Raw genomic sequence first — 22249 nt, forward strand, 5'->3', positions numbered from 1 at the left:
CCGCACGGCGGCGTGCGTCGGCTCATCTGTCGTGGGTCCATGGCGATCCCGAGGTCGGGCTGTATTGGTAAGTCGGTCAACGCAACCCCAGCGCCGGAGGCCTGATCGCCTTCTTGTACCCGCCAACTCATCCACGCCGCAGTCGGCAAGCCTCGCCGAGTGGGTCATGACCAAACCCATCGGTCAGTGTAATGCGTTGACGCAGAATCTAATTTGATGTTCCGACCTCGACCGTCCTGACACCCGCATCTGCGGCGATCGGCTTCAGCTGATAGCGCCTCCGCCGAGGGCAATCACGACGGACTTGTAGTTCGCATAGATGAGTTCGAACTCGACGCTCAGCGCCGCGGAATAGCGCCGTGGCGCGATTCGGCGCTGCCCGAATAACTTTCGAAGAGACAGGACAGAGCCGCCGCGATAACGCATCCAGTACGACCGAACATCATGCTACACAGCCGATTTCAACACTGGCGAGATCGAATCACATTCACATGAGACATGGTCTCGGTTAATCGACGCTACATCTGAAGCGTTTTATGAACAATATTTCGGCCAATGCCGGTCCGGGCGCCGGACGCGCCGCGGTGCAACCGTTTTGGCCGATATTCGTCGAAGGGAACGACATCTTGTCACCATTGAATCGCCGCCGTTTTCTCCACGCATCGGCCGCCGCCGCGGCCGGTGTGGCAGCCAACGGAGCGCTCGAACCGGCGATCGCCAACGCGTCCGGTACCCTCGCCGACATCAAGCACGTCGTAATCTTGATGCAGGAAAACCGTTCGTTCGACCACTACTTCGGCACCCTCAAGGGCGTGCGCGGCTTCTCCGACCGCGCGACGATCCTGCTTTCCGGCGGCAACAGCGTGTTCAACCAGCCCAATGGCGCTGGGCGGCAATACCCCTGGGCCCTCAGCGGAGCCGGCGGCTCGAACGCGCAGACCGAAGCCCAATGCAACGGCGACCTCCCGCACGCCTGGGCCGACCAGCACGCCGCGTGGAACAACGGACACCTCGACGGCTGGATCGCAGCCAAGGGCAACGTGCGCACCATGGGATACCTCAAACGCCAGGACATTCCGTTCCACTACGCGCTGGCCGATAACTGGACGATCTGCGACTCCTACTTCAGTTCGGTACTCAGCGCTACCGGCCCCAACCGCACCTACCACTGGAGTGGCTGGATCGATCCGGCCGGTACCGCCGGTGGACCCGCCTATGACGGTGGCGACGAATCCGGGCTGGGGTGGCAGACCTACGCCGAGGCGCTGCAGAACGCGGGCATCGGCTGGAAGGTCTACCAGAACGCCGCGGATAACTTCGGCGACAACGCACTTGCCTACTTCAAGCAGTTCGCGAACGCCGCCCCCGGCAGCCCACTCGCTGTCAATGGCATGAATTCGGTGCCGGCGACCACCGGCAAAACCCCTGACGACATCGTGGCCGCGATCAAGGCCGACGTCGTTGCCGGCAAACTGCCACAGGTGTCGTGGATCGTGCCCGACCAGGCGTCTTCCGAACACCCCTACGCCCCGCCCAACGATGGCGCCCACTTCGTCCACAACGTGATCAACGCGCTCAACGCCGATCCCAGTGTCTTCAATTCGACGGTGCTGATCCTGAACTACGACGAGAACGACGGATTGTTCGACCACGTGCCGCCGCCGGTGGCACCGGGCGGCACCGCGGACGAATTCCTCAATGGAGTTCCCATCGGCCTCGGCTTCCGGGTGCCGCTGATCGTCATCTCGCCGTGGACACGCGGCGGCTGGGTGAGTTCCGAAGTGTTCGACCACACTTCGGTGCTGCGCTTTCTGGAGGCCTGGACCGCCGCGCTCGGCAAAAAGGCCACCTGTCCGAACATCAGTGCCTGGCGGCGCTCGGTCTGCGGGGACCTGACCGGGCTGTTCAACTTCTCTTCTCCCGTTACCGGCCTGCCGACCCTGCCCGACACCTCTGCGGTGATCGGGCTCGCCACGTGCGCCCCCCAACCCAACCCGGCACCTACATCCAATTCCCAACCCGCACAGGAATCCGGAACCCGCCCAGCCCGTGCTCTGCCCTATCAACCCAACGCCTACCTGGACCATTTCACGTACGGAGCCAATGGCGAAGCCCGTGCCTGGATCACCTTCGCCAATGTCGGCGCGCCCGCGACTCGCGCAGCGCATTTCTCCGCCTACGCCAACGCTTTTCGCTCCGGTGGGCCGTGGCAGTACACGGTCGGGGCGGGTGGCAATGCCAGCGATTTCTACGAGGTCGGCACGGGTTCCGGCAATGGCGCCTACGACCTGACGGTCATCGGCCCCAATCGATTCCTGCGCCGCTTCCAAGGCGACACCACCAAGGCCGGAAAGACCGCATCGGTGGCCAGCTCCTACTCCAACGCACCCAACACCGGAAAGCTCGCCGTCTGGTTCGCCATGACCAACACCGGCACCGCCACGGTTACCTTCACCATCAAAGCCAACCAGTACCGCACAGACGGGCCCTGGACGTACTCGGTCGCGGCCGGCAAGACCGTCAGTGACTATTTCAACGCCGTCGCCTACAACAACGGTTGGTACGACTTCACCGTCACGGTCAATTCCGACACCGGTTGGTCACAACGCTTCACGGGGCACCTCGAAACGGGAACCGCCTCCGTCAGCGGTTGAAATGCACGGCCGGCTATCCGGCTGGCCGAAAGGTGTTCCGGCCCTTTGTTCCTCAGGTGGATGGTTGCGGTGACCGGCCCGGTGGTCACCACTGCCGGGGTGGTGCCGGCGGCGGTGTTCTGCGTATCTGGGGTGTTGCCGCCGGCCACGCTCATTCGGCTGGGTATCGTGGCCGGCATCGGTATCCTGCGCTACACCTTCGTTGTGCGCACGCTCGTGGTCCCAGCTGTGTTCGCCGTTCTCGGCGACCGTGCATTGATCGAACCATCGAAATCGACGGACGAGTACACCGCCAGGAAGGACGGGCATCATGAATCCGAACCGGCTGCGCCGGCTTTCGTCGGCTATCGGTGTGGCCGTGGCCTGCTCGATCCCGGTCGCCGGAATCGGTCTGTCGGCGTCCGCGCACGCCGACCCACCGGCACCGGTCGCCGGACTTGATTTGGGCCGGTATCTCGGCACCTGGTACCAATTGGCCGCGATACCACAGTATTTCAACCTCATCTGTGCCAGGGACACGCGTGCGGACTATGCACTGGACGCATACGGAGATGTGTCGGTGCACAACTCGTGCACGACGTGGTCCGGCAGCGTGAGCGAGATCCGCGGCACGGCCACGGTCACCGATCCGGTGACGGACGCGCAACTGCACGTCAGTTTCCCCGGCGTGCCAACGCAGGACGCACTGTACGGCCCGACCAACTACATCGTCACCGCACTCGGCGACGACTACTCATGGGCACTGGTCACCGATCCCAACCGTCTGTCGGGATTCGTCCTGTCACGCACCGCAATGCTGGACACCGCCCAGTGGAACGGTGTCAGCGCCGCGATCACGGCGGCGGGGGAGAACACCTGCTGGTATCTGACAACTCCGACTACGGGCGGACTGGACCGCTTCACGCCATTGTGCGTGGAATGACCGATAGCGCAGTTCGTGGCGTGGGTGCCCACACGACAAGCCCGGGTCCGTGAACCGCAGACTGGTCGCGTTGTATGCATCGATAATGAATCGAATTGCGTCTAGGGTTACCGGCATGACGGCATCGATCGCGCTGTTCACCCGAGACCTGCGTGTGCACGACAATCCCGCGCTGGATGCGGCATGCCGTGCGGGGGAGAGGGTGGTGCCGCTGTTCGTTCTCGACGTCGATCTGCTCGCCCAGGTGTCCGACGCGCCCAATCGGATGTGCTTCCTCACCGCCGCGCTCACCGAGCTCGACGCCGAGCTCCGTGCGCGCGGCGGGCGATTGGTGGTGCGGCGCGGCCATGCCGTCGAGGAGGTCGCGGCTGTCGCGGCGGAATCGAACGCGCGCAGCGTGCACGTCGCCGCGGACGTCACCGGCTACAGCGCCCGGCGGGAGGCCGCCCTGCGCGACCGGCTGTCCCGCATCGGCTGCACCCTGCGTGTTCATCCGGCGTCGATCACCGCCGTGGATGCTCGCGCACTGCGGCCCGACACCGGCCGGAGCCACTACGCGGTGTTCACGCCGTACTTTCGGCGCTGGCTGGACACACCGATGCGGCGCCCGCTGGGCGCACCGGCCGCGGTGGCGGTGGCGCCGATCGCGAGCGGGGCGATTCCCGACCCGGCCGCGCTGGGTGCCGGCTCCGGGTCGCCGGAACTGTCCGTGGGCGGGGAGACGACCGGCCGTAGGCTGCTCGCGCACTGGCTGTCCGGTCCGGTGCGCGAGTACGCGCAGGTCAAGGATGTGCCTGCCGTCGATGGGACCTCGGGGCTGTCTGCCTACCTGCACTTCGGTTGCCTGTCCGCAGCCGAGATCGTCTTCCGCGCCGACATCTCCGACCCCGGTGGGTATGCCTTCGTCCGGCAATTGGCCTGGCGCGACTTCTACCATCAGGTGCTGGCGGACCGTCCCGAGGTCGCCACTGCCGACTACCGCGAGGGGGCCCCGTCGTGGCGCAACGATGCGCACGCGGTGGCCGCGTGGCGCGCCGGCCTTACCGGGTACCCGATGGTCGATGCGGGGATGCGGCAGCTCACCGCGCAGGGCCGGATGCCGGGCCGGGCCCGGCTGATCACCGCCAGCTTCCTGGTCAAGACGCTACGGGTGGATTGGCGCGTGGGCGCACGGCATTTCGAGCGCTGGCTGGTCGACGCCGATGTGGCCAACAATCGGATGAACTGGCAGTGGATGGCCGGAACGGGCACCGACACCCGTTCGAGTCGCGTGCTCAACCCGTTGCGTCAAGCCGAGCGGTTCGACCCCGACGGCGACTATGCGCGTCGCTGGCTCCCCGAACTGGCACAACTGTCCGGCGCGGAGATCCACCGGCCCTGGCGGGCGGGTGTGCCGGCGGCGCGATATCCGGCGCCGATCGTCGAATTCAATGGCATGTGACCGGGATTCATGCGGCCGAGAGGCCGGCCGCGGCCGCGCAGTACTGCCACACGCGCTCGGCTGCGGCAGCGGATTCGGTGGTCCGGTGCAGATAGTGCTCGGGTCTGGCGCGCCGGTCGTGCCAGAACCGTCCGGAGACGACATCGGTCGCGGCCAGCCAGACGGCGGTGTCCGCGCCCTGGGCCGGTGTGCGCAGCAGCGGCCGCGTCAGCGCGCGAAACCTCGGCAGTGCGGTGGCCACTCCGGGGGTGTCCACCCATCCCGGATGCATGCAGTGCACCGAGATACCTGCTGTCGCATAATGATCGGACAATATCGGCGTCAGGGCGACCTGCATGCGCTTGGTCCGGGCGTAGGCGATCGCGCCGTGATATTCGCCCGTCCGGTACTCGAAGTCGCTGTTGGGCAGGGCCTGGGTGTACATCCCGCCCGACGACACCAGGATCACCCGTCCGCTCGCCGCGCGCGTCATCGCCGGTGCGAGCTGCTCGGTGAGCAGCAGTGGACCCAGAACGTGTGTGGCCAGGCAGATCTCGTGGCCCTGGGGGCTTTCACCGCGCGCCGCCGGTAGCACGCCGGCGTTGTGGACCAGGACATCCAGTCGCTCGGTGCGCTGGGCGAAGCCGGTCGCGAACCGCCGGATGTCGGCGAGGTCGGAGACGTCGCATCGTTCGACCTCGGGCGCGACGCCCGCCGTCACCGCGGCGATCTGCGCGGCGGCTGCGGCGCCGCGCGACTCGTCCCTGACCAGCAGGGTGACCGCGGCGCCGAGTCCGGTCAAGCCGGCCGCGATGGCCTTGCCGATGCCGGAGTTCGCGCCGGTGACCACGGCGGTCCTGCCGCGCAGCGCGTCCGGCGGCAGCGGCGACCATGAGCGGTGACGCAGCCGGAATCCGGTGCGGCCGTAACCGAGTACCACGGTGCGGTCGAGTGCGTCGTCGAGCGGTGCTGGGAGGTGCAGGGCCATGATCGCCTCCTCTGCGGCCGGACGGGGGAGGGCCCGCCGGCGGTGGTCGCCGAAATCCAACCATCTGATGCATCGATTATGCATCGATTCGATGGTAGCGTCGACGTTGCGAACCGGACAGCTCTTCGGTTCGCCCGAGCGGCGGAGGACCTCATGGCCACGACCCGACATCGCAGGCGCGCACGGCTCACCGCGGCGCTCACCTCGCCCGTCCCTGTTCGGCGACCGTCCGACCGGCAGTACGCCCGTGTCGTCGTCTCGATGGGACCGCTGTGCGCGCGTTGAGCGGCCGGCGCCGCCGGGTCGCGGTGATCGGCAGCGGCGTGGCCGGCCTCACCGCGGCGTGGGTTCTGGCCAAGGACTGCGAAGTGGTGCTCTACGAAGCCGATTCGCGGCTGGGCGGCCATGCGCACACCCATCGGATCGCTGCACGGGCCGATGGCACCGGGCAGCTGCTCGGGGTCGATTCCGGGTTCATCGTGCACAACGATCGCACCTACCCCACTCTGCTTCGACTGTTCGGTGAATTGGGTGTGCGCACACAGGAATCGGATATGTCGATGTCGATCCGTTGTGACGGCTGCGGACTCGAATACGCCGGGGGCAAGGGCGCCCGTGGACTGATCCCGAATCCGGGAGTTCTGGGCAGTGCGCCCTATCTGCGCATGCTCGGCGAAATCATCGGTTTCCATCGCCTGGCGCGCGAAGAGCTCGCCGATTTTGGCGACGACCTGCTCACCCTGGGCGATTTCCTTCGAGTGGGCGGCTTCTCGGCCTATTTCACGGCGCATTTCATGGTTCCGCTGGTGGCCGCGGTCTGGTCCTGCCCGCCGGAGCTGGCGCTGCGGTATCCGGCCCGCTCCCTGTTCACCTTCCTCGATCACCACGGCATGCTGACCGTGTTCGGGTCACCGACCTGGAGGACGGTGACCGGAGGCTCCGCGACCTACGTCGACACCGTCGCGGCGGGCCTGCACGAAGTACGGGCCGGTGTGCCCGTCCGCAAGATCCACCGCGCCGCGCGGACGGTCGCGGTGCGCGACGACGCCGACACGGTGGACTTCTTCGACGCCGCGGTGATCGCCACCCATCCCGACCAGGCCCTGCGGTTGCTGGCCGCGCCGACCCCGGCTGAAACCGCTGTCCTTGCGGCACTGCCCTATTCGACCAACCACACCGTGCTGCACACCGACGAATCGGTGCTGCCGCGCCGTAGCGGCGCCCGCGCCTCGTGGAACTACCGCCTGCCGCACTGCACCGCCGCCCCGGACCGTGTCCTCGTCAGCTATGACCTGACCCGGCTGCAACGCCTACCGGCGAACGCCGGCCGCCGATTCCTGGTCACACTCGGCGACCAGGAGCGGGTGGCACGCGACACCGTCCTGGCCACCATGACCTACGAGCACCCGCAGTACACCCCGTCGGCCATGGCGGCGCGCCGACGTCTGTCCGAAATCGGCGACCACACCGTCGCTTTCGCCGGCGCATACCACGGGTGGGGCTTTCATGAGGACGGCGCATTGTCGGGGCTGCGCGCCGCCGAACGCGTCGGCGGGCGCTGGAGCGGGGGCCCGCCGCTGTCGATCGCCACCGCGCAGGAAGTGCCATGACCCGGCCACGTCTGGTGCGCACCGTGATCCGCCACGACCGCCGCGAACCGATCCGGCACGGATTCGCCTACCGCAGCTACAGCTGGCTGGTGGACCTCGACGAGGTTCCCGTGCCGCCGCGGCCACTGCGCGCGCTGATGGGCTTCCACGCGCGCGATCATCTCGGTGATCCCGCTGCCACCCTGCGCGACAACGTCATCGGGTATCTCGCCGAGCAGGGCATCGATTGTCGCGGCGGGCAGATCCTCATGCTCGCCAATGCCCGGATGCTCGGATACGTCTTCAATCCCCTCACCGTGTATTGGTGCCACGACCTCGCGGGCGCGCTGCGCTGCGTGATCGCCGAGGTGCACAACACCTACGGTGAGCGACACCGCTATCTGGTACCACCCGATCCGCAAGTCGTTGTCGGCAAACAGTTCTACGTCTCGCCGTTCAATCCGGTGACCGGACGCTACCGGCTGCGCGCACCGGTTCCCGGCAGCCGACTGCACCTGGCGATAGCGCTGGAGGACGTCGACGGCCGAACCCGCTTCGAGGCCACCGTGCGCGGTCGGGTCCTGCCCGCGAACCGGCGCACGGTGACCCGTACGGTGCTCGCGCATCCGCTCGAGACCTGGCGCATCGCCGCCCGCATCCGTGCCCAGGGGCTACGCCTGTGGGCGCGAGGCCTGCCGGTCATCCCGCACACACCGCATCGGTCCCAGGAGGCACTGCCGTGACCATCTCGCCATGCCCGGCCCAACCCGCGTCCGCCGCACCGGTCGGTGACCGGTGGCCGGACCTGCCGAGGGTGCCGCGCGGTGTGCGTGTCGTCGTCGGCCGTCCGGTGGTCATGGCATTGTTCGGGCATGCGGTGCGGCGTCTTGCGCTGCGGGTCGAACTGCCCGAGGGCCGACTGCTCGGCGGCGCGGCGCACCACCCGCAGGCGCCCCGCTTGATATTGCACGATCCGCACGCGTTCGCGGCCCGGATCGCCGCGACCGGACTCATCGGATTCGGCGAGGCCTACATGGCCGGTGACTGGTCCGCGCCCGACCCGGCCGCGGTATTGACCGTCCTGGCCGCGCAGATCGACCGGCTGGTACCCGTGCCGCTGCAAGCGCTGCGGTCGCTGGTGCTGCCGGGGCGACCGGAGCGGACCCGTGCCGCCCGTGCCGGTGCGCGCAGCAACGCCGCTCATCATTACGACCTGTCCAACGACTTCTTCGCACTGTTCCTCGACGAGACCATCACCTACTCGTCGGCCTTGTTCGAGGCGCTCGAACCCGCACCGGTGTGGGCGGACCTGGCCGGGGCCCAGGCCCGCAAGATCGACCGGCTCCTGGACGCCGCCGCGGTCGGGCCGGGCAGTTCGGTGCTCGAAATCGGCACCGGCTGGGGCGAACTCGCGATTCGGGCGGCACGCCGCGGCGCCACTGTCCGGTCCATCACCCTGTCGGCGGAGCAACAGCAACTGGCACGCCGACGGGTCGCCGAGGCGGGGCTCGCCGATCGGGTGTCGATCGAGTTGCTCGACTACCGCGACATCGACGGGCACTACGACGCGGTGATCTCGGTCGAGATGATCGAGGCCGTGGGCTACGACTACCTGCCCGGCTATCTCACCACCCTCGAACGCACCCTCGCACCGTCGGGCCGCATCGCTCTGCAGGTGATCACCATGCCGCACGATCGCATGCGGGCGAGCCGCAGGACCCATACCTGGATACAGAAGTACATCTTCCCCGGTGGCTTCCTGCCCTCGGAAGAACTACTGGCACATCTGCTTTCGGCGCATACCGGGCTCGAGATCGTCGATCGGCTGTCGCTGGGACAGCATTACGCCCATACGCTGCGACTCTGGGATGCCCGGTTCGCCGCGGCCGCCGACCGGGTCGGCGCGCTTGGCTTCGACGAGGTCTTCCGGCGCATGTGGCGACTGTATCTCGCATACTCCGAGGCAGGGTTTCGATCCGGGTACCTGGACACGTGGCAGATGGTCCTGCGCCACCGCGAAACTCGGGGCTCGGCGGTGTCGCGATGAACCCCTCGTCACACTGCAGGAGGCAGTCGATGTGCTGGCCGGCCATTCTGATCGAGCAGCAACAGATCTCGCCGATGAGAGCGTCGCGAACGGTCTGCGTGCGCCGGCCCGGGATTCATCGTCTACGCATCGATCCTGTCGAGACCCCCTGTGGCGCGCGAGAGCGGACCGGAGTCGCGTACATCGCGATTCGTGCGGCGCGGCGGTACTTCTCAGCCCACGACCGGCACGCGCAGCTGCGCGAGCGCTTCGGTGAGGCTGGACAGGCGTCGGGCTGGACCCGGCAGGATGAGGGTGTCCCAACCCGGTCCGCCGACGTACACCGTCGCGCCGGCGCCGTCGCACGCCCGAATCGCGGAGGTCAGTGCCGTGGCTTCCTGCTGAGACCACAGCACGACGGTGGCGGGCGCGGAAAGACGGCCCAGGGTATCGGTCAAGGCGGTGGTCGGCACGTCCGGGCCGAGCATGCGGGCTCCCACACCGTGTTCGGCGAGCCCGGCGCGCAGGACTTCCAGAGGCAGCGAGTGGGTTTCGCCGCCGGTGCAGGCCAGGACCAGTGGCGCGGACTCCGCGGTGAGGACCGGCGCGACCGCGCGGTGCAGCGCCGCGACCATGCACCACGACAGCAGATGCTCGACGTCCACGCAGCCTTCGCCCGCGAGCTGACGGCCGATGATCTGCGCGAACACCGGGCGGCACAGGCGATCCCAGGTGTCGACGACGCCGAAGCTGCGCAGATGGTTCTCCAGCAGCTCGCACACCGTGCTGGACTCGAGTGCGAAGGCTGCCGACAACAGGGTCGCCTCGTCGCCCAAGGGCAGGACTGCTCCCTGCGCGGCCGCCGCCGCCCCGGCGGGGGTGGATCCCGCGCGAACGAGCTCGACCATCCGCGACAGCGTCGCGATATCGGTTTCGGTGTAGAGGCGATGCCGTCCGGGCTGGTCCTGGCGCGGGCCGATTCCGTATCGCCGATTCCAGCTGCGCAGCGTCGCGGTGGGCAGGCCCAGCCGTTCGGCCACCGCACGCACCGACAGCCCGGTCTGTTCGGGCGCGGACACAGGGCGGTGCGACATGTCTCGATTGTGCCTGTTCGTCATCGGAAGAGGTGATCACGTGCGGTGTGTGGTGTTCGGCGCCACGGGTTACATCGGTGGCCGGTTGGTGCCGGAGTTGCTGGCAGCCGGTCATTCGGTCCGGGTGCTGGCCCGGGACCCGGGCAAACTCGACGATGCGGCCTGGCGCGACCGCGTGAGTGTGCTGCGTGGTGACGTCACCCGCGCCGAGGACGTGCGGGCCGCGCTGGTGGGTCGAGAGGTGCTCTACTACCTGGTCCATTCGCTGACCCGCGCCGATTTCGCGCGTATCGATCGCGACGCCGCGGGGGTGGTCGCCGCCGAAGCCGATCGTGCCGGACTGGCCCGGGTCGTGTACCTGGGCGGGATCACTCCCTCCGGGCAGGCGCTGTCGCGTCATCTGGCCTCGCGCGCCGAAGTTGGCGAGATCCTGTTGCGCTCGGCAACACCGACCGCGGTGTTGCGGGCCGCGGTCATCATCGGTTCGGGCTCGGCCAGTTTCGAGATGCTGCGCTACCTCACCGAACGGCTGCCGGTGATGGTGACGCCGCGGTGGGTGCGCAACCGCATCCAGCCCATCGCGGTGCGCGATGTCGTCTATTACTTGACCGGTGCCGCCGGACTACCCGGCACGGTCAACGAAGCCTTCGACATCGGCGGGCCCGACGTGCTCACCTATCTGGGCATGATGCGCGGGTACGCCGAGGTCGCCGAGTTGCCACACCGCCTGATCGTGCCGGTCCCCGTGCTCACGCCGTGGTTGTCGGCACAGTGGGTGAATCTGGTGACCCCGGTGCCCCGCGCGATCGCGGTACCGCTGACGGAGTCGCTGGCCAACGATGTGGTGTGCGCTGAACACCGTGTCGCCCAATACATTCCCGACCCACGGGGCGGGCTCACCCCGTATCGGCGCGCAGTGGGCTTGGCCTTGCAGCGCGTCAGGACCTTGGACGTTCCTACCCGATGGTCGGATGCCAGCCCGTCCGACGCCCCGTCGGATCCGCTGCCCACCGATCCGGACTGGTCCGGTGGTTCGGCGTATTCCGATGTGCGAGAACGGAATACCAGCGCAGATCCAACGACCCTCTGGTCGGTGCTGGAGTCGATCGGCGGCACCAATGGCTGGTATTCCTTTCCGCTGGCCTGGGCGTTGCGCGGGTGGCTCGACCGCCTACTCGGCGGTGCCGGCCTGCGCCGGGGACGCCGACATCCGAACCGACTGCGGGAGGGCGAGGCCCTGGACTGGTGGCGGGTCGAACGACTCGAACGTGACCGGCGCATCCTGTTGCGCGCGGAGATGCGGGTTCCCGGGCGAGCCTGGCTGGAACTGACCGTCACCCCACTCGCAGACGGCGGAGCACGCTACCGCCAGCGTGCCCTGTTCGACCCACACGGTCTGGCAGGACACCTCTATTGGCACGCCATCGCCCCGTTCCACGCCGCGATCTTCGGCGGCATGGTCCGCAACATCACCAGCGCCGCCGAGCGGGCGGCAGTGAGTCCCGCGCCGCAGAGCTGCTGATGCTCGATATCCCAGATCTGGACATTCCCACCGTGCGGGCGCGGTGACCCAGAAGGGCGGCGCGAGCGATGTCGTGGCCTGGCAGACCGGCGGTGCCCGGCTGCTGCCGAGAATGCCGGCCGGCACATGTCCATTCAGGAGTTGCCGCGATCGACAGTCGGGGGTCTCTGTCGGTGCGGTGTCCGCGATGGTGAATGTCGTTGCGGCGCTGACCTCTACTAGATCGACGGAGATCAGGAACGAGGTGACGCCAATGGGTGAGTGTGGTGTTCCGGATCCAGTGTGCGCTGACCTGTAGGGCGGCTGTCGGTGTTCGTGGACAAGCTGATCGACCTCGCTTGTCGTCGGGGAGGGGACGGTCGGCCCAGGCCGTTTCGACGATTCGCCAGTAGGGTGCGTAGTTGCGAATGGTCGTCTCTCGCAGTGCTGCCCTCGTCCAGGGCCCCTCATCTAAATCTCATGGAGCACCGGGCAGGGTGGTGCCCCATGTCCGCCCTTTCACTTCGCGTCGCGTGGAGCTTGCATGCCACCGCGCTCGTCGTCACCCTCGCGCTCGCAGCATGCGCCCTGCCCACCGATGCGGCGACTCGAACCGGCCCGCCCGCGATCCGGGTCGATCAGGTCGGCTACATCGTCGGGCAGGCAAAACAGGCGTTCGTCATGGGTTCGGAAAAGGAAGTGAGCCAAGCCGGCTACCGGTTGGTGGACGACCGGGGCACCATCGTGGCCATCGGCCGGGTCGGCGAGCGCACCGGCACCTGGAACAGCAGGTATCCGGCCGTCCACACCGTGGACCTGTCGGCTGTCGACACCCCGGGACGCTACCGACTCGAGCTCACCGGCACGGCCTCCGGGCGCTCCCCACAGTTCCGCATTGCGCCCGCCAAGGACTTGCTCACCCCGCTCGTGGAGAACAACGTGCGCTTCTTCCAAACTCAGCGCGACGGTGCGGATGTCGTGCCCAATGTCCTGCATCGCAAGCCCTCACATCTGGCCGACCGCCACGCAACGGTCTACGCCACCCCGCGGTACAACGAGGACGGCACCGAACTGCTCGACGCGAAGCTGACCCCGGTGGGTGGTCCAGTCGATGTCTCGGGCGGCTGGTCCGACGCTGGTGACTTCCTCAAGTTCACCCACACCGCCGCCTACAGCACCGCCGATCTGCTGCTGGCGCTACGTGCCGCTCCGCACACCGCGGGCCTGGCCGAGGAGGTCGAGCAAGGATTGGCCTGGCTGGACAAGATGTGGGACGGCAAGAGTGGCACTCTCTACGCCCAAGTCGGTATCGGTGCCGGCAACGACCAGATCCGCACCGACCACGATGTGTGGCGGCTGCCCGAGACCGATGACGAACTGGACGTGCAACCGGGTGACCCGGACTACCTGATCAAGAACCGGCCGGTCTTCCGGGCCAACGAGCCCGGCGCGCCGATCAGTCCCAACCTGGCCGGCCGGATGGCAGCTGTCTTCGCGCTCGCGGCGCAGCACAGCGCCAACAGCGATCGGGCCGCTGCCAAGTCCTGGCTGGACAAGGCCGCCGCCGTCTACACCCGGGCCGACACCTCGCCCGAGGGCGAACTGATCACTGCGTTCCCCCACACCTTCTACCCCGAGGACTCCTGGCAGGACGACATGGAGTTCGGGGCCACCGAAATGAGTTTGGCCGCCAAGGCATTGGGCGACCCGCGAGCCGGCGACTGGCAGCACCAGGGCATCGACTGGGCGAAGCAGTACATCGACTCCGACACCAAGGGCACCCTCGGCGTCGCCGACGTCAGCGCACTCGCCCACGCGGACCTGCTCACTATCGTGAAGGCGGACAGCGAGAACGGCGCAGAACTACAAGCTGACCTGCGCCGGCAGTTGGACGACGGGGTGCGCCGGGCTGCCGAGGACCCCTTCGCGGCAGGTGCGGTCTACACCGACTTCGACTCGGTACCACACACTTTCGGCCTGGTCGCCACCGCACAGTTGTATGGGAAGGTCACCGGCGACCACCGCTACGACGAGTTCGGCGCGCAACAGCGTGGCTGGGCACTGGGCGCCAACTCCTGGGGCAGCACCTTCATGATCGGCGCAGGCGAGGTCTACCCGCACTGCCCGGAACACCAAGTGGCCAACCTCGGTGGCAGCCTCGACGGCACGGGCGCGATCCTGCGAGGCGCTGTGGTCAACGGGCCGAACGCCGCAGAAAAACTCGACGAACTCAATACTTTCCCGACGATGAAGCGCTGCTCCTCGAATCCTGGTACGGCCTGGACCGACTTCGACGGGGGCAAGGCCCGCTTCCTCGACGACGTGGGCGCCTGGCAGACCGTGGAACCCTCGACCGACTTCACCTCCACCGCAATGCTGGCCTTCGCCTTGTCCCAGGGATGAACCGAACCGCCATCGACGGCACACCACCCACAATCGCGTCGATGACCGGTCCAGACGGCTCAATGGTGTTGGCCCGATACGCCTCGGCGACCTCGCCAGCGGTCACCGGATCGGCCAGCCACCGGTGTTAGGGCTGGCGAGCGAGCTGCAGCACCCGGCACGTCACCGCTACGGGGATCCCTTCGGCGGCAAGCTCTTTCACGAGCGGGTAGAGCCTTCTCCCGGTATCTGTGCCTGGGACAGACGGCGGCCGCGCGCCGCAGGACCCCGTTCTCCTGTTCGAGCAACCGGATACGGCCTTGGGCACTGCGACATCCTCTCGAGCCTGCCTCACAGCAAGCCATCTCGATTGTCATCGACCCGTGCAGCAGCCCCATTTGGATGCCAAGCATGTCGAGTCGACCCTTGCATTGCTTGAAATTCGCAGGCTGCTCCGAGCCTCGGGCTCACCATCAGCCAGCGGGCTGGATGCGCGCATGGAGGAAATGCAGCTCATGCGAAACCCTGGTGCTGTCACTACCGGTTGTTGGGTTGTTCGTTCCCAACCGCACGCACCGGGTCGGCGAGGCCGCGCAGCCGCGTCAGCAGGACGTCCGCGACGGCACCTGCTCGATAGGTGCTGCCCCCGACCAACGCCGACCAGCGCGAGCAGCCCCGAGCACCTCGTCGACCGCGTCCAGTCTAGGCGCAGGATCGTATGCCGACCGCACCGCGCGCAGCACCTCGGCCGCGACAACCATCGTGTCTGGCTCGGTTCGGGCCGGGGCGCTGGGCTTGCTGGTCGAGGTGGGCTCGGCGGTGGCGCTCGGCGGCGCGGGTGCGGTACAGCTGGCGCGTCGCGGCGACCGAACCACCCCTCATCGTGGTTCGCTCGCTGCGAGCCTGCCTCAACCTAACCGGAAATTAGGTTGCCCTAATTTCGATTCCGAGGTTGGCATCCACAGCAGTCGACGAGGACGCACGCGGTCTACGTCTGGGCACGGATCATCTCGGGCAGGACATTCTCGCCCACCTGTGCTCGGGCGGATGGGGATTGCTGGCGGTCGCGGCGGTGATCGCGGTGGCGGTGACCGCGTGCGCGGCCGTGCTCGGCGTGACCGCCGCCCTGCGCCCGCGATTGGGGATACTCCTGGAACGGATCACCGATGTCTCGATGCTCGTGCCGCCGATTCTGGCGATCCTGCTGGTGATGCTGTCGTGTCCGGACTCCGGAACCCTGGGTCTTGTCGTTGTCGCGGTCGCGATCGGAACCCCGTATTCGGCAAGGGTTTTCGCTGCTGCGGCGGCGTCGATCGCCGCGAGCGGGTATGTGGAGGTGGCGGTGGCCAGCGGGGAATCGTTGCCGTATCTGCTGGGCCGGGAGGTGCTGCCGAATCTGCGCCCCACCATTCTGACGCAGCTGGGGCTGCGCTTCGTCGAGGCGATCTACCTGGTCAGTACCGCCGCATTCCTCCAACTGCCCGCGACGCTGGGCGACTCGAACTGGGCGATCATGGTGCGCGACAACAGCTCCGGCATCATGCTCAACCCGTGGGCCGTCGTCGCGCCCGCGACCGTCATCGCGGTGGTCTCGGTCAGTGTGGCCGTCGCCATCCACACCATCGGCACCCAGGAGCCGTCTCGATGAGCCACCCATCCGTCAACGTCGAGGAACTGACGCTGCTCGATCGACGAAACCGTCTGCCGATCCTGCACGCCGTATCGATGACCCTGCACGCCGGGACCGTCACCGGTCTCACCGGCGGATCCGGAACCGGCAAGACAACGCTCATGCGGGCGCTGCTCGGTGCACTGCCTGCCACGACGCGCCACACCGCCGGATCCATTCATGTTGCGGGCCAGGAGGTGCTGCGGCTCGACCCCGGATCCCTGCGCCGCTTCCGCCGCGCCGAGGTGAGTTTCGTCGGCCAGGATCCGGGTTCGGCGCTCAACCCGGCGATGCGAGTGCACACCATACTGGCCGAAGCGACAACCGATCCGATTCCATCGAGCAGGCTCTGTCACAGGTCGGGCTGCCCCAGGCACTGCTGCGGCGCCGGCGCGGCGAGCTGTCCGGCGGCCAGCAGCGGCGGGTCGCTCTCGCCCGAGCCCTGTTGCGTGGCACACCGATCCTGATCGTCGACGAGCCGTTCGCCGGCCTGGACGTCCACGCTCGCCGCATCGTGGCCGGCCTGCTGCACGAACTCGCCCGTGACGACGGAAGGACAGTACTCGTCTCCGGTCACGACCACGCCACCCTCGACGCTCTGGCCGACCAGCGGATACACCTGGGCACTCATCCCCGCGCGGTATCGAAGGCGGCCGGGGCCACTCGAAAAACCGATGTGGGCCGAAGTTGTTTCACCGCAACGGGAATAGGACTGCGGCGGGCCGGGCGAACCGTACTGAAGGATGTCGCTATCGACGCCCCGTTCGGTGACGTGACAGCCATATTCGGCGAATCCGGTGCGGGCAAAACCACCCTCGCACGCATCCTGTCGGGCCTCGAGCCCGCCGCGACCGGACAGCTGCTTCTCCGCGACCACGAGATCCCGGTGGCCGGGCATCGCCGCGATAAGCGAACCCGTACCCGGGTCCAGCTGGTGCCGCAAAACCCGTTGTCGGCCTTGAATCCGCAACGCACCGTCGGCCAGATCCTCGACCGCCCGCTGGTGCGGCGCGGCATCCAAGACCACGCGACCCGCGCCGCCGCCATCCGAACCGCCCTCGAAGCAGTCGACCTGCGACCGGAATTCGCCGACCGGCGGCCCCACGAGCTGTCCGGCGGCCAGCGCCAACGCGTATCCATCGCTCGCGCACTGGCTTTCGACCCGGATGTGCTGATCTGCGACGAGGCCACCTCCGCACTGGACCCCGCGACCGCCGATGCCATCATGACGCTGCTCGGCGCAACGGCTGCCCGCGACGACATCGCGGTCATCGTCATCGGCCACGACCTCGACCTGCTCACCCGTCACTGCACGGCAGGCATCGTCATCCACGAAGGAGCGCTCCTGGCAGCAGGACCGGTACCCGAGCTGCTGGCCGATCCGGGGTCATGGATGCCCTCCCCGAGATAACCACCGACCGTTCTGAGACGACTTCCGTTCGGCCTTCGACGGATCAGCATGCGTCCTGCACGCTAGCGGGAACGCGGTACCGGTGTGGACGACCCGACGCGATGGCACGAATGCCTTCACACGAAGCAGATTCCGGCTTCAAGCCATTGACGAGGTAACAGCTCAGCTCGGTGCCGCAGCGCAGTCTCGGGAACGAGGCCGTCAGATGCTGCGATCCGCGCGGTCGTGAGGCATATGCGCGGGGGTACGAGACTGGCGCTCCGCAAGGTCTTCGTGGTCCGAGGTACCGGGTCGGAGGGGTTGTTGGACATCGGATTTGGTGATGGCGAGGTAGATGACGAGGGCGAGGATCAGTACGCCGAGGATGGCTACAACGGGGGCATCGCCGAGGCCGAGGCCGAGGCCGCTGTCGTGGGCGGGTTTGGCCAGCCAGTCGGCGATCGAGGCGCCGAGGGGGCGGGTGATGACGTAGGCGGTCCAGAAGCACAGGATCGGGTTCCAGCCCAGCCAGCGGTTACCGGTGGCGGGGATCAAGATCAGGATCGCGAAGAATGCGCCAGGTACGGCGAATCAGTGGCGGACATGTCGAGGTCGCGGCCCCATTGCCCGCCGATCCAGGCGGGCAGCAAGATGCTGTGCCCGAGGCTGGACACCGGGAAGAGCTCGCTCACCCCTTGCAGTGCCCGACGACGATGGATTCCAGATAGGTGATGGCGATGACGGACTCACCTGAGCGAGGTGAGCAGCGTGGTCAGGGCTTGGGACTCGGTCGCGGGGTCCGGCTCGGCGGAGCGTATCGCGTGGAGCACGGTGTCGATCTGGTGGTCGAGGGTGTTCCAGGCGGATTTGTCCATCGGCTGCAGGGTGTCCTGGTCCTTGTCCCACGCGGTTTCGAGGTCCTTGATCCGCGTCTTCGCGTCGGCTTGTTGTCCGGCTTGGACTTTGGCGAGGGTGTCCTGGGTGATGGTGCGGTAGTTCGTGATATCGGCTTTGGGGAAATGCGCGGTCACCGAGCCGGACGCCACCGCCGTGGTGGACGGACCGCCCGTGTTCTCGTCGTCTCCGGCCGCGCTGGAGTGCGGTTGCCCGGCGGCCCATACCAGCAGCGCTCCGGCCAGCACCGCGATGACCGCGTAGTAACCGAGCAGGAGCCGCTCACGTGCCGGGTTCGCGACGGGAACCGTTGTCGCGGTGTTTGTTTGGTTGTCGATAACGTCTGCGCGGGTGCGGGTGAGGTGGACGACAGTGGCCAGGATGGCGGCGAGGAACACAACGCTGGTGGCCGCGGTGCCCAAGCCGAGGCCGTGGTCGGCACGCGCCGAGGCGAACCAGTCGCCGAGGTTGGCCCCCAGCGGACGGGTGAGGATGTAGGCGAGCCAGAAGGACAGCACCGCATTGGCTCCCAGCCGCCATCCGAGCGTGATCGCGGCGATCAGCCCGGCGGGCAGCAGCACCGAGACGCCCGGCACCCATCCGGTCAGCTGCAGCGTCCAGTCTCCGGCCGCCGTGCCGAGGGCGAAGGTGACCAGAACCGCCAGCCAGTAGAACAATTCGCGGGGCAGGGTGACGATGCTGTGGATGGACAGGGTCCGCTCGCGGGCGAACCAGATCCCGAAGACCAGGGCCAGGGCCGCGGCGAAGACGCTGGTGCTCGCCGCGAGTGGCACATTCAGATTGTCGGTGAGGATGTCGGTGTAGAGGGTGCCGGTCACACTGAGCACGACCACCGTCAGCCAGTACACGAACGGCACATATCGGTCCAGCCGCAACTGCCAGGCCAACACGGCGACGAGTACGACCGTGAACAGCAGCGCCGTGAGGGTCAAGCCCACCCCGAGCGAACTGTTGATCCAATCGGCGAAACTCTCACCCACCGTGGTGCACAGGATCTTGATGATCCAGAACCACACCGTGACCTCGGGCACCTTGCTCAGTAAACGCCGGGTCGAATCAACCCTGGAATTCGTCATCTCCGTCACGGCGGGAACCGTAGTGATCAATGACTGTGACGACGCTGAGAAGCGGCGGCTTGCCGTTTCGCCACGTCACTGCTCATCTGCAGCGGCGGCGACTCGATGGCGTCGCCGCACGACCACGACGACCGCGGCGGCGATCACCAACGCCACCAGACCCGCGACGACGTAGCTGGGGCCGCGCAGGGTGTCCTCGAGGTGATGCCAGTTGGCTCCGACTCCGTAACCGGCTACCGCCAGAACCGCAGTCCACGGCAGACAGCCCGCGAGGGTGTAGAGACCGAACCGGACGGCAGGCATACCGGCGATGCCTGCGGGCAATGAGATGAAGGTGCGGATACCGGGCAGCAGGCGGGCCCAGAACACCGAGGACGCACCGCGGCGGACGAACCAGTCCTGGGCTCGGTCGATGTCGTCGGCGCGCAGGAAGATGTAGCGGCCCCAGCGGTGCAGCAGAGGGCGGCCGCCGTAGCGGCCTGCCAGCCAGGCCAGGTAGCTGCCGAGCACATTGCCGGCGGTGCCGGCGGCGATCACGGCGATCAGATTGGGGTGCGGGCCGCTGACCGCACCCGCCGCCAAGGCTCCGCCCAACAGCATGGTGATTTCGGACGGGATCGGGATGCATGCCGATTCGGCGGCCATGAGCAGCAGGATCGCGGTGAGACCGTAGGTGAGGATCAGGTGCTGCACGGCACCGCCTCGTTCGGACCCGGTGAGTTCGATAGCACCGCGCCACGGTGACAAAGCGGCGCTGAGAACACGCTGAGACCGCGCCCGAGATCCGACCCGGCGTGGTCGAGAATGCCAGGCATGCCCCTCCTCGACATCGTGTACGCCCCGTCCCGGCGGGGTCTGCGGGTGCGCTCGGCACTCACCGCGGCAGCGGTGGTCACGGTCGTGGTGCTGCTCGGAGCGGTGGTCATCCTGTCCCTGCTGTACCGGTCGCTGTACGAGATCACCGCACAGCTGCACACCAGGACACCAGCCGCACTGGACCCGGTGCTGCTGAACGCCAGCTCGCACATCGAAATCGTGCAGATCATCGACGCCACCGGTGCGATGGTGCGTTCGTCGGCCGCCGCTCCCACCCGCCCTCTCGTCGCTCCGGCGACCGACGCGGTGACCGGACTGTCCGTCGACGGGCACCACGGCCCGGCGAGAACATTCACCGTCCTGGCCGCGGTCAGCATGATCGCGACCTCTTGGACCTGCTCCTTCAGGAACCACTGCATGAATTGCTCACCCTGGTAATCGCCCTCTTCGCGGGCGGTCTTGGCGAGCTGGACGATCTGCTCGGTGACCGATTGCTCCTGGGCCGACCGGAGAGGGGTCAGAATCCGTGCCGTGAAGTGATCAGAATTGGCATGCCGTTGACAGCACTTGAGTAATGGCATGGTGAATGTCGTGAACGCAGCCCAGTGTGCGCTGACGTGGTCGACTTGTTCACTGTGGGCAGGGTCCCCGCCCGGGCTGACGATATCCGGGGATATGTCAGCGCGAGGTGTGCAGTGGCGCCCGCGCCAGAACGCGTCAATGTAGCCGATGAACGAAACATTGGACATTCGATGCTCGAACACAGCGCACCTGGTGGTGATTCCGGCCCTGAGTCGTTGTGCAGGAAGGGATTTGGTCCTGCCGAGATGATCAGCAGGTCGGTAAGGGCGGCGCAGGCTCGAATACGACCGGCAGTTCGACCAGGGCACGTTGCATAGGCCCCGGCCGCCAACGGAGTTCGGTGTCGGCGACGGCAAGCCGGAGTTCGGGGAGGGCCTCCAACAGCTGGTCTACGGCGCATTGCGCAATCAGATATGCGAGCGGCTGCGCGGGGCACGCGTGCGGGCCGGCGCTCCACGCCAGGTGGGCGCGGTTGCCGCTGCGTCGATCGCCGGTGATCTCGGGATCGTTGTTGCAAGCGGCCACGCTGACGACCACGGGTTGGTGAGCAGGCAGCCGAACTCCGTCGAGCAGAGTCGGACGCACGGGATAGCGGACGCAGTTGTTGGGCAGGGGCGGGTCGGTGAACAGCACGTGTTCCAATGCGTCGGTAGTGGATACGGCGCCACTGATGATGTCGTCGCTGAACGGCTCATCGATGAGCAGCAGGCGCAGCGCGTTGGTAATCAGTGACTGAAGGGGATCCATTCCGATGCCGTAGAACAACAGGAGCTGTTGAAGGATTTCGTCGTCGCCGAGTGCGGCGCCATGGTGCAGGAGACGACTGGCCATATCGGTCGCCGGTGTGGCTTGCTTGAACTGCATCAGCTCGAACAGCGAAGCGTCGAGTTCACGGCCGGCCTTCTGCACGTCTACGCCATCTGCGATGGCGGCAAGTTGTGCGGCCGCTTTCCGGCCGATGGCGGGTGGACAGCCCAGTAGGTCGGTGATCACCGCGAAGACGAGTGGCGAAGCGTAGTCGGCGACCAGATCCGCGGTCCCCGTGGTGCAGAAAGCGTTGATCAGGGGTACGGCGGTGCGCTCGACAGCTCGCCGCACGGCATGCAGGTCGACGTCCCCGAGTGCCGCAATGACCACCGACCGGAGCCGGGTGTGCGCGTGACCTGTATTGCGCATCGGGATAGGCCGCCAGCCCAGCACCGGAAGCGCCGGACAGTTTTCCTCG

The 22249-nt window shown here is 67.3% G+C and carries 17 protein-coding genes and 5 pseudogenes; 14 read left to right on the top strand and 8 right to left on the bottom strand.

Features of this window, described 5'->3' with window-relative positions:
• Nucleotides 1-626: 626 nt before the first annotated feature.
• From ACWEKS_RS28170 to ACWEKS_RS28185, 4 genes and pseudogenes are all read left to right on the top strand, one after another.
• A complete protein-coding gene (locus ACWEKS_RS28170) occupies nucleotides 627-2654 on the top strand; it encodes a phosphocholine-specific phospholipase C (RefSeq protein ID WP_452342863.1) in 2028 nt (675 codons plus the stop codon).
• A 63-nt stretch (nucleotides 2655-2717) separates the two neighbouring features.
• A pseudogene (locus ACWEKS_RS28175) lies at nucleotides 2718-2910 on the top strand (MMPL family transporter); the annotation flags it as partial.
• A gap of 54 nt (nucleotides 2911-2964) precedes the next feature.
• Nucleotides 2965-3576 (top strand): lipocalin family protein, encoded by a 612-nt coding sequence (locus ACWEKS_RS28180; protein WP_452342864.1) that lies wholly within the window; start codon nucleotides 2965-2967, stop codon nucleotides 3574-3576.
• Between the two features lie 115 nt (nucleotides 3577-3691).
• The gene (locus tag ACWEKS_RS28185; RefSeq protein ID WP_452342865.1) at nucleotides 3692-5017 is read left to right on the top strand and encodes a cryptochrome/photolyase family protein; all 1326 of its coding nucleotides are present in this window, start codon (nucleotides 3692-3694) and stop codon (nucleotides 5015-5017) included.
• Between the two features lie 7 nt (nucleotides 5018-5024).
• Here the strand turns inward: ACWEKS_RS28185 and ACWEKS_RS28190 are convergent, their stop codons facing one another.
• Nucleotides 5025-5984: an SDR family NAD(P)-dependent oxidoreductase gene (locus ACWEKS_RS28190; protein WP_452342866.1), complete on the bottom strand. Its 960-nt coding sequence runs from the start codon at nucleotides 5982-5984 to the stop codon at nucleotides 5025-5027.
• 281 nt (nucleotides 5985-6265) lie between these two features.
• On the opposite strand from ACWEKS_RS28190, the gene ACWEKS_RS28195 reads away from it, so the two are divergent.
• From ACWEKS_RS28195 to ACWEKS_RS28205, 3 genes are read left to right on the top strand one after another with little or no spacing between them, the layout of a single operon-like run.
• Nucleotides 6266-7594 carry an NAD(P)/FAD-dependent oxidoreductase gene (locus ACWEKS_RS28195; RefSeq protein ID WP_452342878.1) on the top strand — a complete coding sequence of 443 codons (1329 nt, stop codon included), beginning with the start codon at nucleotides 6266-6268 and terminating at the stop codon, nucleotides 7592-7594.
• Nucleotides 7591-8316, top strand: a complete 726-nt coding sequence (locus ACWEKS_RS28200) for a DUF1365 domain-containing protein (protein WP_452342867.1) — start codon at nucleotides 7591-7593, stop codon at nucleotides 8314-8316. The genes ACWEKS_RS28195 and ACWEKS_RS28200 overlap by 4 nt, the downstream gene beginning before the upstream one ends.
• On the top strand, nucleotides 8313-9620 hold the full coding sequence (locus tag ACWEKS_RS28205) for a class I SAM-dependent methyltransferase (protein WP_452342868.1): 1308 nt from the start codon (nucleotides 8313-8315) through the stop codon (nucleotides 9618-9620). Before ACWEKS_RS28200 ends, ACWEKS_RS28205 begins: the two co-directional genes overlap by 4 nt.
• Before the next feature lie 212 nt (nucleotides 9621-9832).
• On the opposite strand, the gene ACWEKS_RS28210 is transcribed toward ACWEKS_RS28205, so the two are convergent.
• Nucleotides 9833-10693 carry a MerR family transcriptional regulator gene (locus tag ACWEKS_RS28210; protein WP_452342869.1) on the bottom strand — a complete coding sequence of 287 codons (861 nt, stop codon included), beginning with the start codon at nucleotides 10691-10693 and terminating at the stop codon, nucleotides 9833-9835.
• Between the two features lie 40 nt (nucleotides 10694-10733).
• Here ACWEKS_RS28210 and ACWEKS_RS28215 point away from each other — a divergent pair, with 40 nt between their 5' ends.
• The 6 genes and pseudogenes from ACWEKS_RS28215 to ACWEKS_RS28240 all read left to right on the top strand — a co-directional run bounded on the left by ACWEKS_RS28215 (nucleotide 10734) and on the right by ACWEKS_RS28240 (nucleotide 17656).
• The gene (locus tag ACWEKS_RS28215; protein ID WP_452342870.1) at nucleotides 10734-12215 is read left to right on the top strand and encodes an SDR family oxidoreductase; all 1482 of its coding nucleotides are present in this window, start codon (nucleotides 10734-10736) and stop codon (nucleotides 12213-12215) included.
• A gap of 486 nt (nucleotides 12216-12701) precedes the next feature.
• A complete protein-coding gene (locus ACWEKS_RS28220; RefSeq protein WP_452342871.1) occupies nucleotides 12702-14597 on the top strand; it encodes a glycoside hydrolase family 9 protein in 1896 nt (631 codons plus the stop codon).
• 931 nt (nucleotides 14598-15528) lie between these two features.
• Nucleotides 15529-16224, top strand: coding sequence for an ABC transporter permease subunit (locus tag ACWEKS_RS28225; RefSeq protein WP_452342872.1), 696 nt, complete (start codon nucleotides 15529-15531; stop codon nucleotides 16222-16224).
• A pseudogene (locus ACWEKS_RS28230) lies at nucleotides 16221-16520 on the top strand (ATP-binding cassette domain-containing protein); the annotation flags it as partial. The gene ACWEKS_RS28225 and the pseudogene ACWEKS_RS28230, both read left to right, overlap by 4 nt.
• 74 nt (nucleotides 16521-16594) lie before the next feature.
• Nucleotides 16595-16672: pseudogene (locus ACWEKS_RS28235) on the top strand (hypothetical protein); the annotation flags it as partial.
• An 87-nt stretch (nucleotides 16673-16759) separates the two neighbouring features.
• Nucleotides 16760-17656: an ATP-binding cassette domain-containing protein gene (locus tag ACWEKS_RS28240; RefSeq protein ID WP_452342879.1), complete on the top strand. Its 897-nt coding sequence runs from the start codon at nucleotides 16760-16762 to the stop codon at nucleotides 17654-17656.
• Nucleotides 17657-17857: 201 nt separating this feature from the next.
• Here the strand turns inward: ACWEKS_RS28240 and ACWEKS_RS28245 are convergent, their stop codons facing one another.
• From ACWEKS_RS28245 to ACWEKS_RS28260, 4 genes and pseudogenes are all read right to left on the bottom strand, one after another.
• The gene (locus ACWEKS_RS28245; RefSeq protein WP_452342873.1) at nucleotides 17858-18190 is read right to left on the bottom strand and encodes a hypothetical protein; all 333 of its coding nucleotides are present in this window, start codon (nucleotides 18188-18190) and stop codon (nucleotides 17858-17860) included.
• A 20-nt stretch (nucleotides 18191-18210) separates the two neighbouring features.
• Nucleotides 18211-18368, bottom strand: a pseudogene (locus ACWEKS_RS28250) (undecaprenyl-diphosphate phosphatase); the annotation flags it as partial.
• Between the two features lie 13 nt (nucleotides 18369-18381).
• Nucleotides 18382-19626, bottom strand: a complete 1245-nt coding sequence (locus tag ACWEKS_RS28255; RefSeq protein WP_452342880.1) for a COG4705 family protein — start codon at nucleotides 19624-19626, stop codon at nucleotides 18382-18384.
• A gap of 75 nt (nucleotides 19627-19701) precedes the next feature.
• Nucleotides 19702-20319, bottom strand: a complete 618-nt coding sequence (locus ACWEKS_RS28260; protein ID WP_452342874.1) for a DedA family protein — start codon at nucleotides 20317-20319, stop codon at nucleotides 19702-19704.
• 120 nt (nucleotides 20320-20439) lie between these two features.
• Here ACWEKS_RS28260 and ACWEKS_RS28265 point away from each other — a divergent pair, with 120 nt between their 5' ends.
• Nucleotides 20440-20880, top strand: a complete 441-nt coding sequence (locus tag ACWEKS_RS28265) for a hypothetical protein (RefSeq protein WP_452342883.1) — start codon at nucleotides 20440-20442, stop codon at nucleotides 20878-20880.
• Here ACWEKS_RS28265 and ACWEKS_RS28270 read toward each other — a convergent pair.
• A pseudogene (locus ACWEKS_RS28270) lies at nucleotides 20811-20993 on the bottom strand (ferritin-like domain-containing protein); the annotation flags it as partial. The gene ACWEKS_RS28265 and the pseudogene ACWEKS_RS28270 sit on opposite strands and share 70 nt — an antisense overlap.
• A gap of 280 nt (nucleotides 20994-21273) precedes the next feature.
• The coding region (locus ACWEKS_RS28275) for a cytochrome P450 (RefSeq protein ID WP_452342875.1) at nucleotides 21274-22249 on the bottom strand (976 nt) is incomplete at its 5' end.

The organism is Nocardia sp. NPDC004711 (genome assembly GCF_053601595.1).

Bases quoted from the DNA above. Each gene is read 5' to 3' on its own strand.
- ACWEKS_RS28180 (WP_452342864.1), top strand. From the start codon at position 2,965: ATGAATCCGAACCGGCTGCGCCGGCTTTCGTCGGCTATCGGTGTGGCC.
- ACWEKS_RS28185 (WP_452342865.1), top strand. From the start codon at position 3,692: ATGACGGCATCGATCGCGCTGTTCACCCGAGACCTGCGTGTGCACGAC.
- ACWEKS_RS28190 (WP_452342866.1), bottom strand. From the start codon at position 5,984: ATGGCCCTGCACCTCCCAGCACCGCTCGACGACGCACTCGACCGCACC.
- ACWEKS_RS28200 (WP_452342867.1), top strand. From the start codon at position 7,591: ATGACCCGGCCACGTCTGGTGCGCACCGTGATCCGCCACGACCGCCGC.
- ACWEKS_RS28210 (WP_452342869.1), bottom strand. From the start codon at position 10,693: ATGTCGCACCGCCCTGTGTCCGCGCCCGAACAGACCGGGCTGTCGGTG.
- ACWEKS_RS28220 (WP_452342871.1), top strand. From the start codon at position 12,702: ATGTCCGCCCTTTCACTTCGCGTCGCGTGGAGCTTGCATGCCACCGCG.
- ACWEKS_RS28255 (WP_452342880.1), bottom strand. From the start codon at position 19,626: ATGACGAATTCCAGGGTTGATTCGACCCGGCGTTTACTGAGCAAGGTG.
- ACWEKS_RS28265 (WP_452342883.1), top strand. From the start codon at position 20,440: ATGCCCCTCCTCGACATCGTGTACGCCCCGTCCCGGCGGGGTCTGCGG.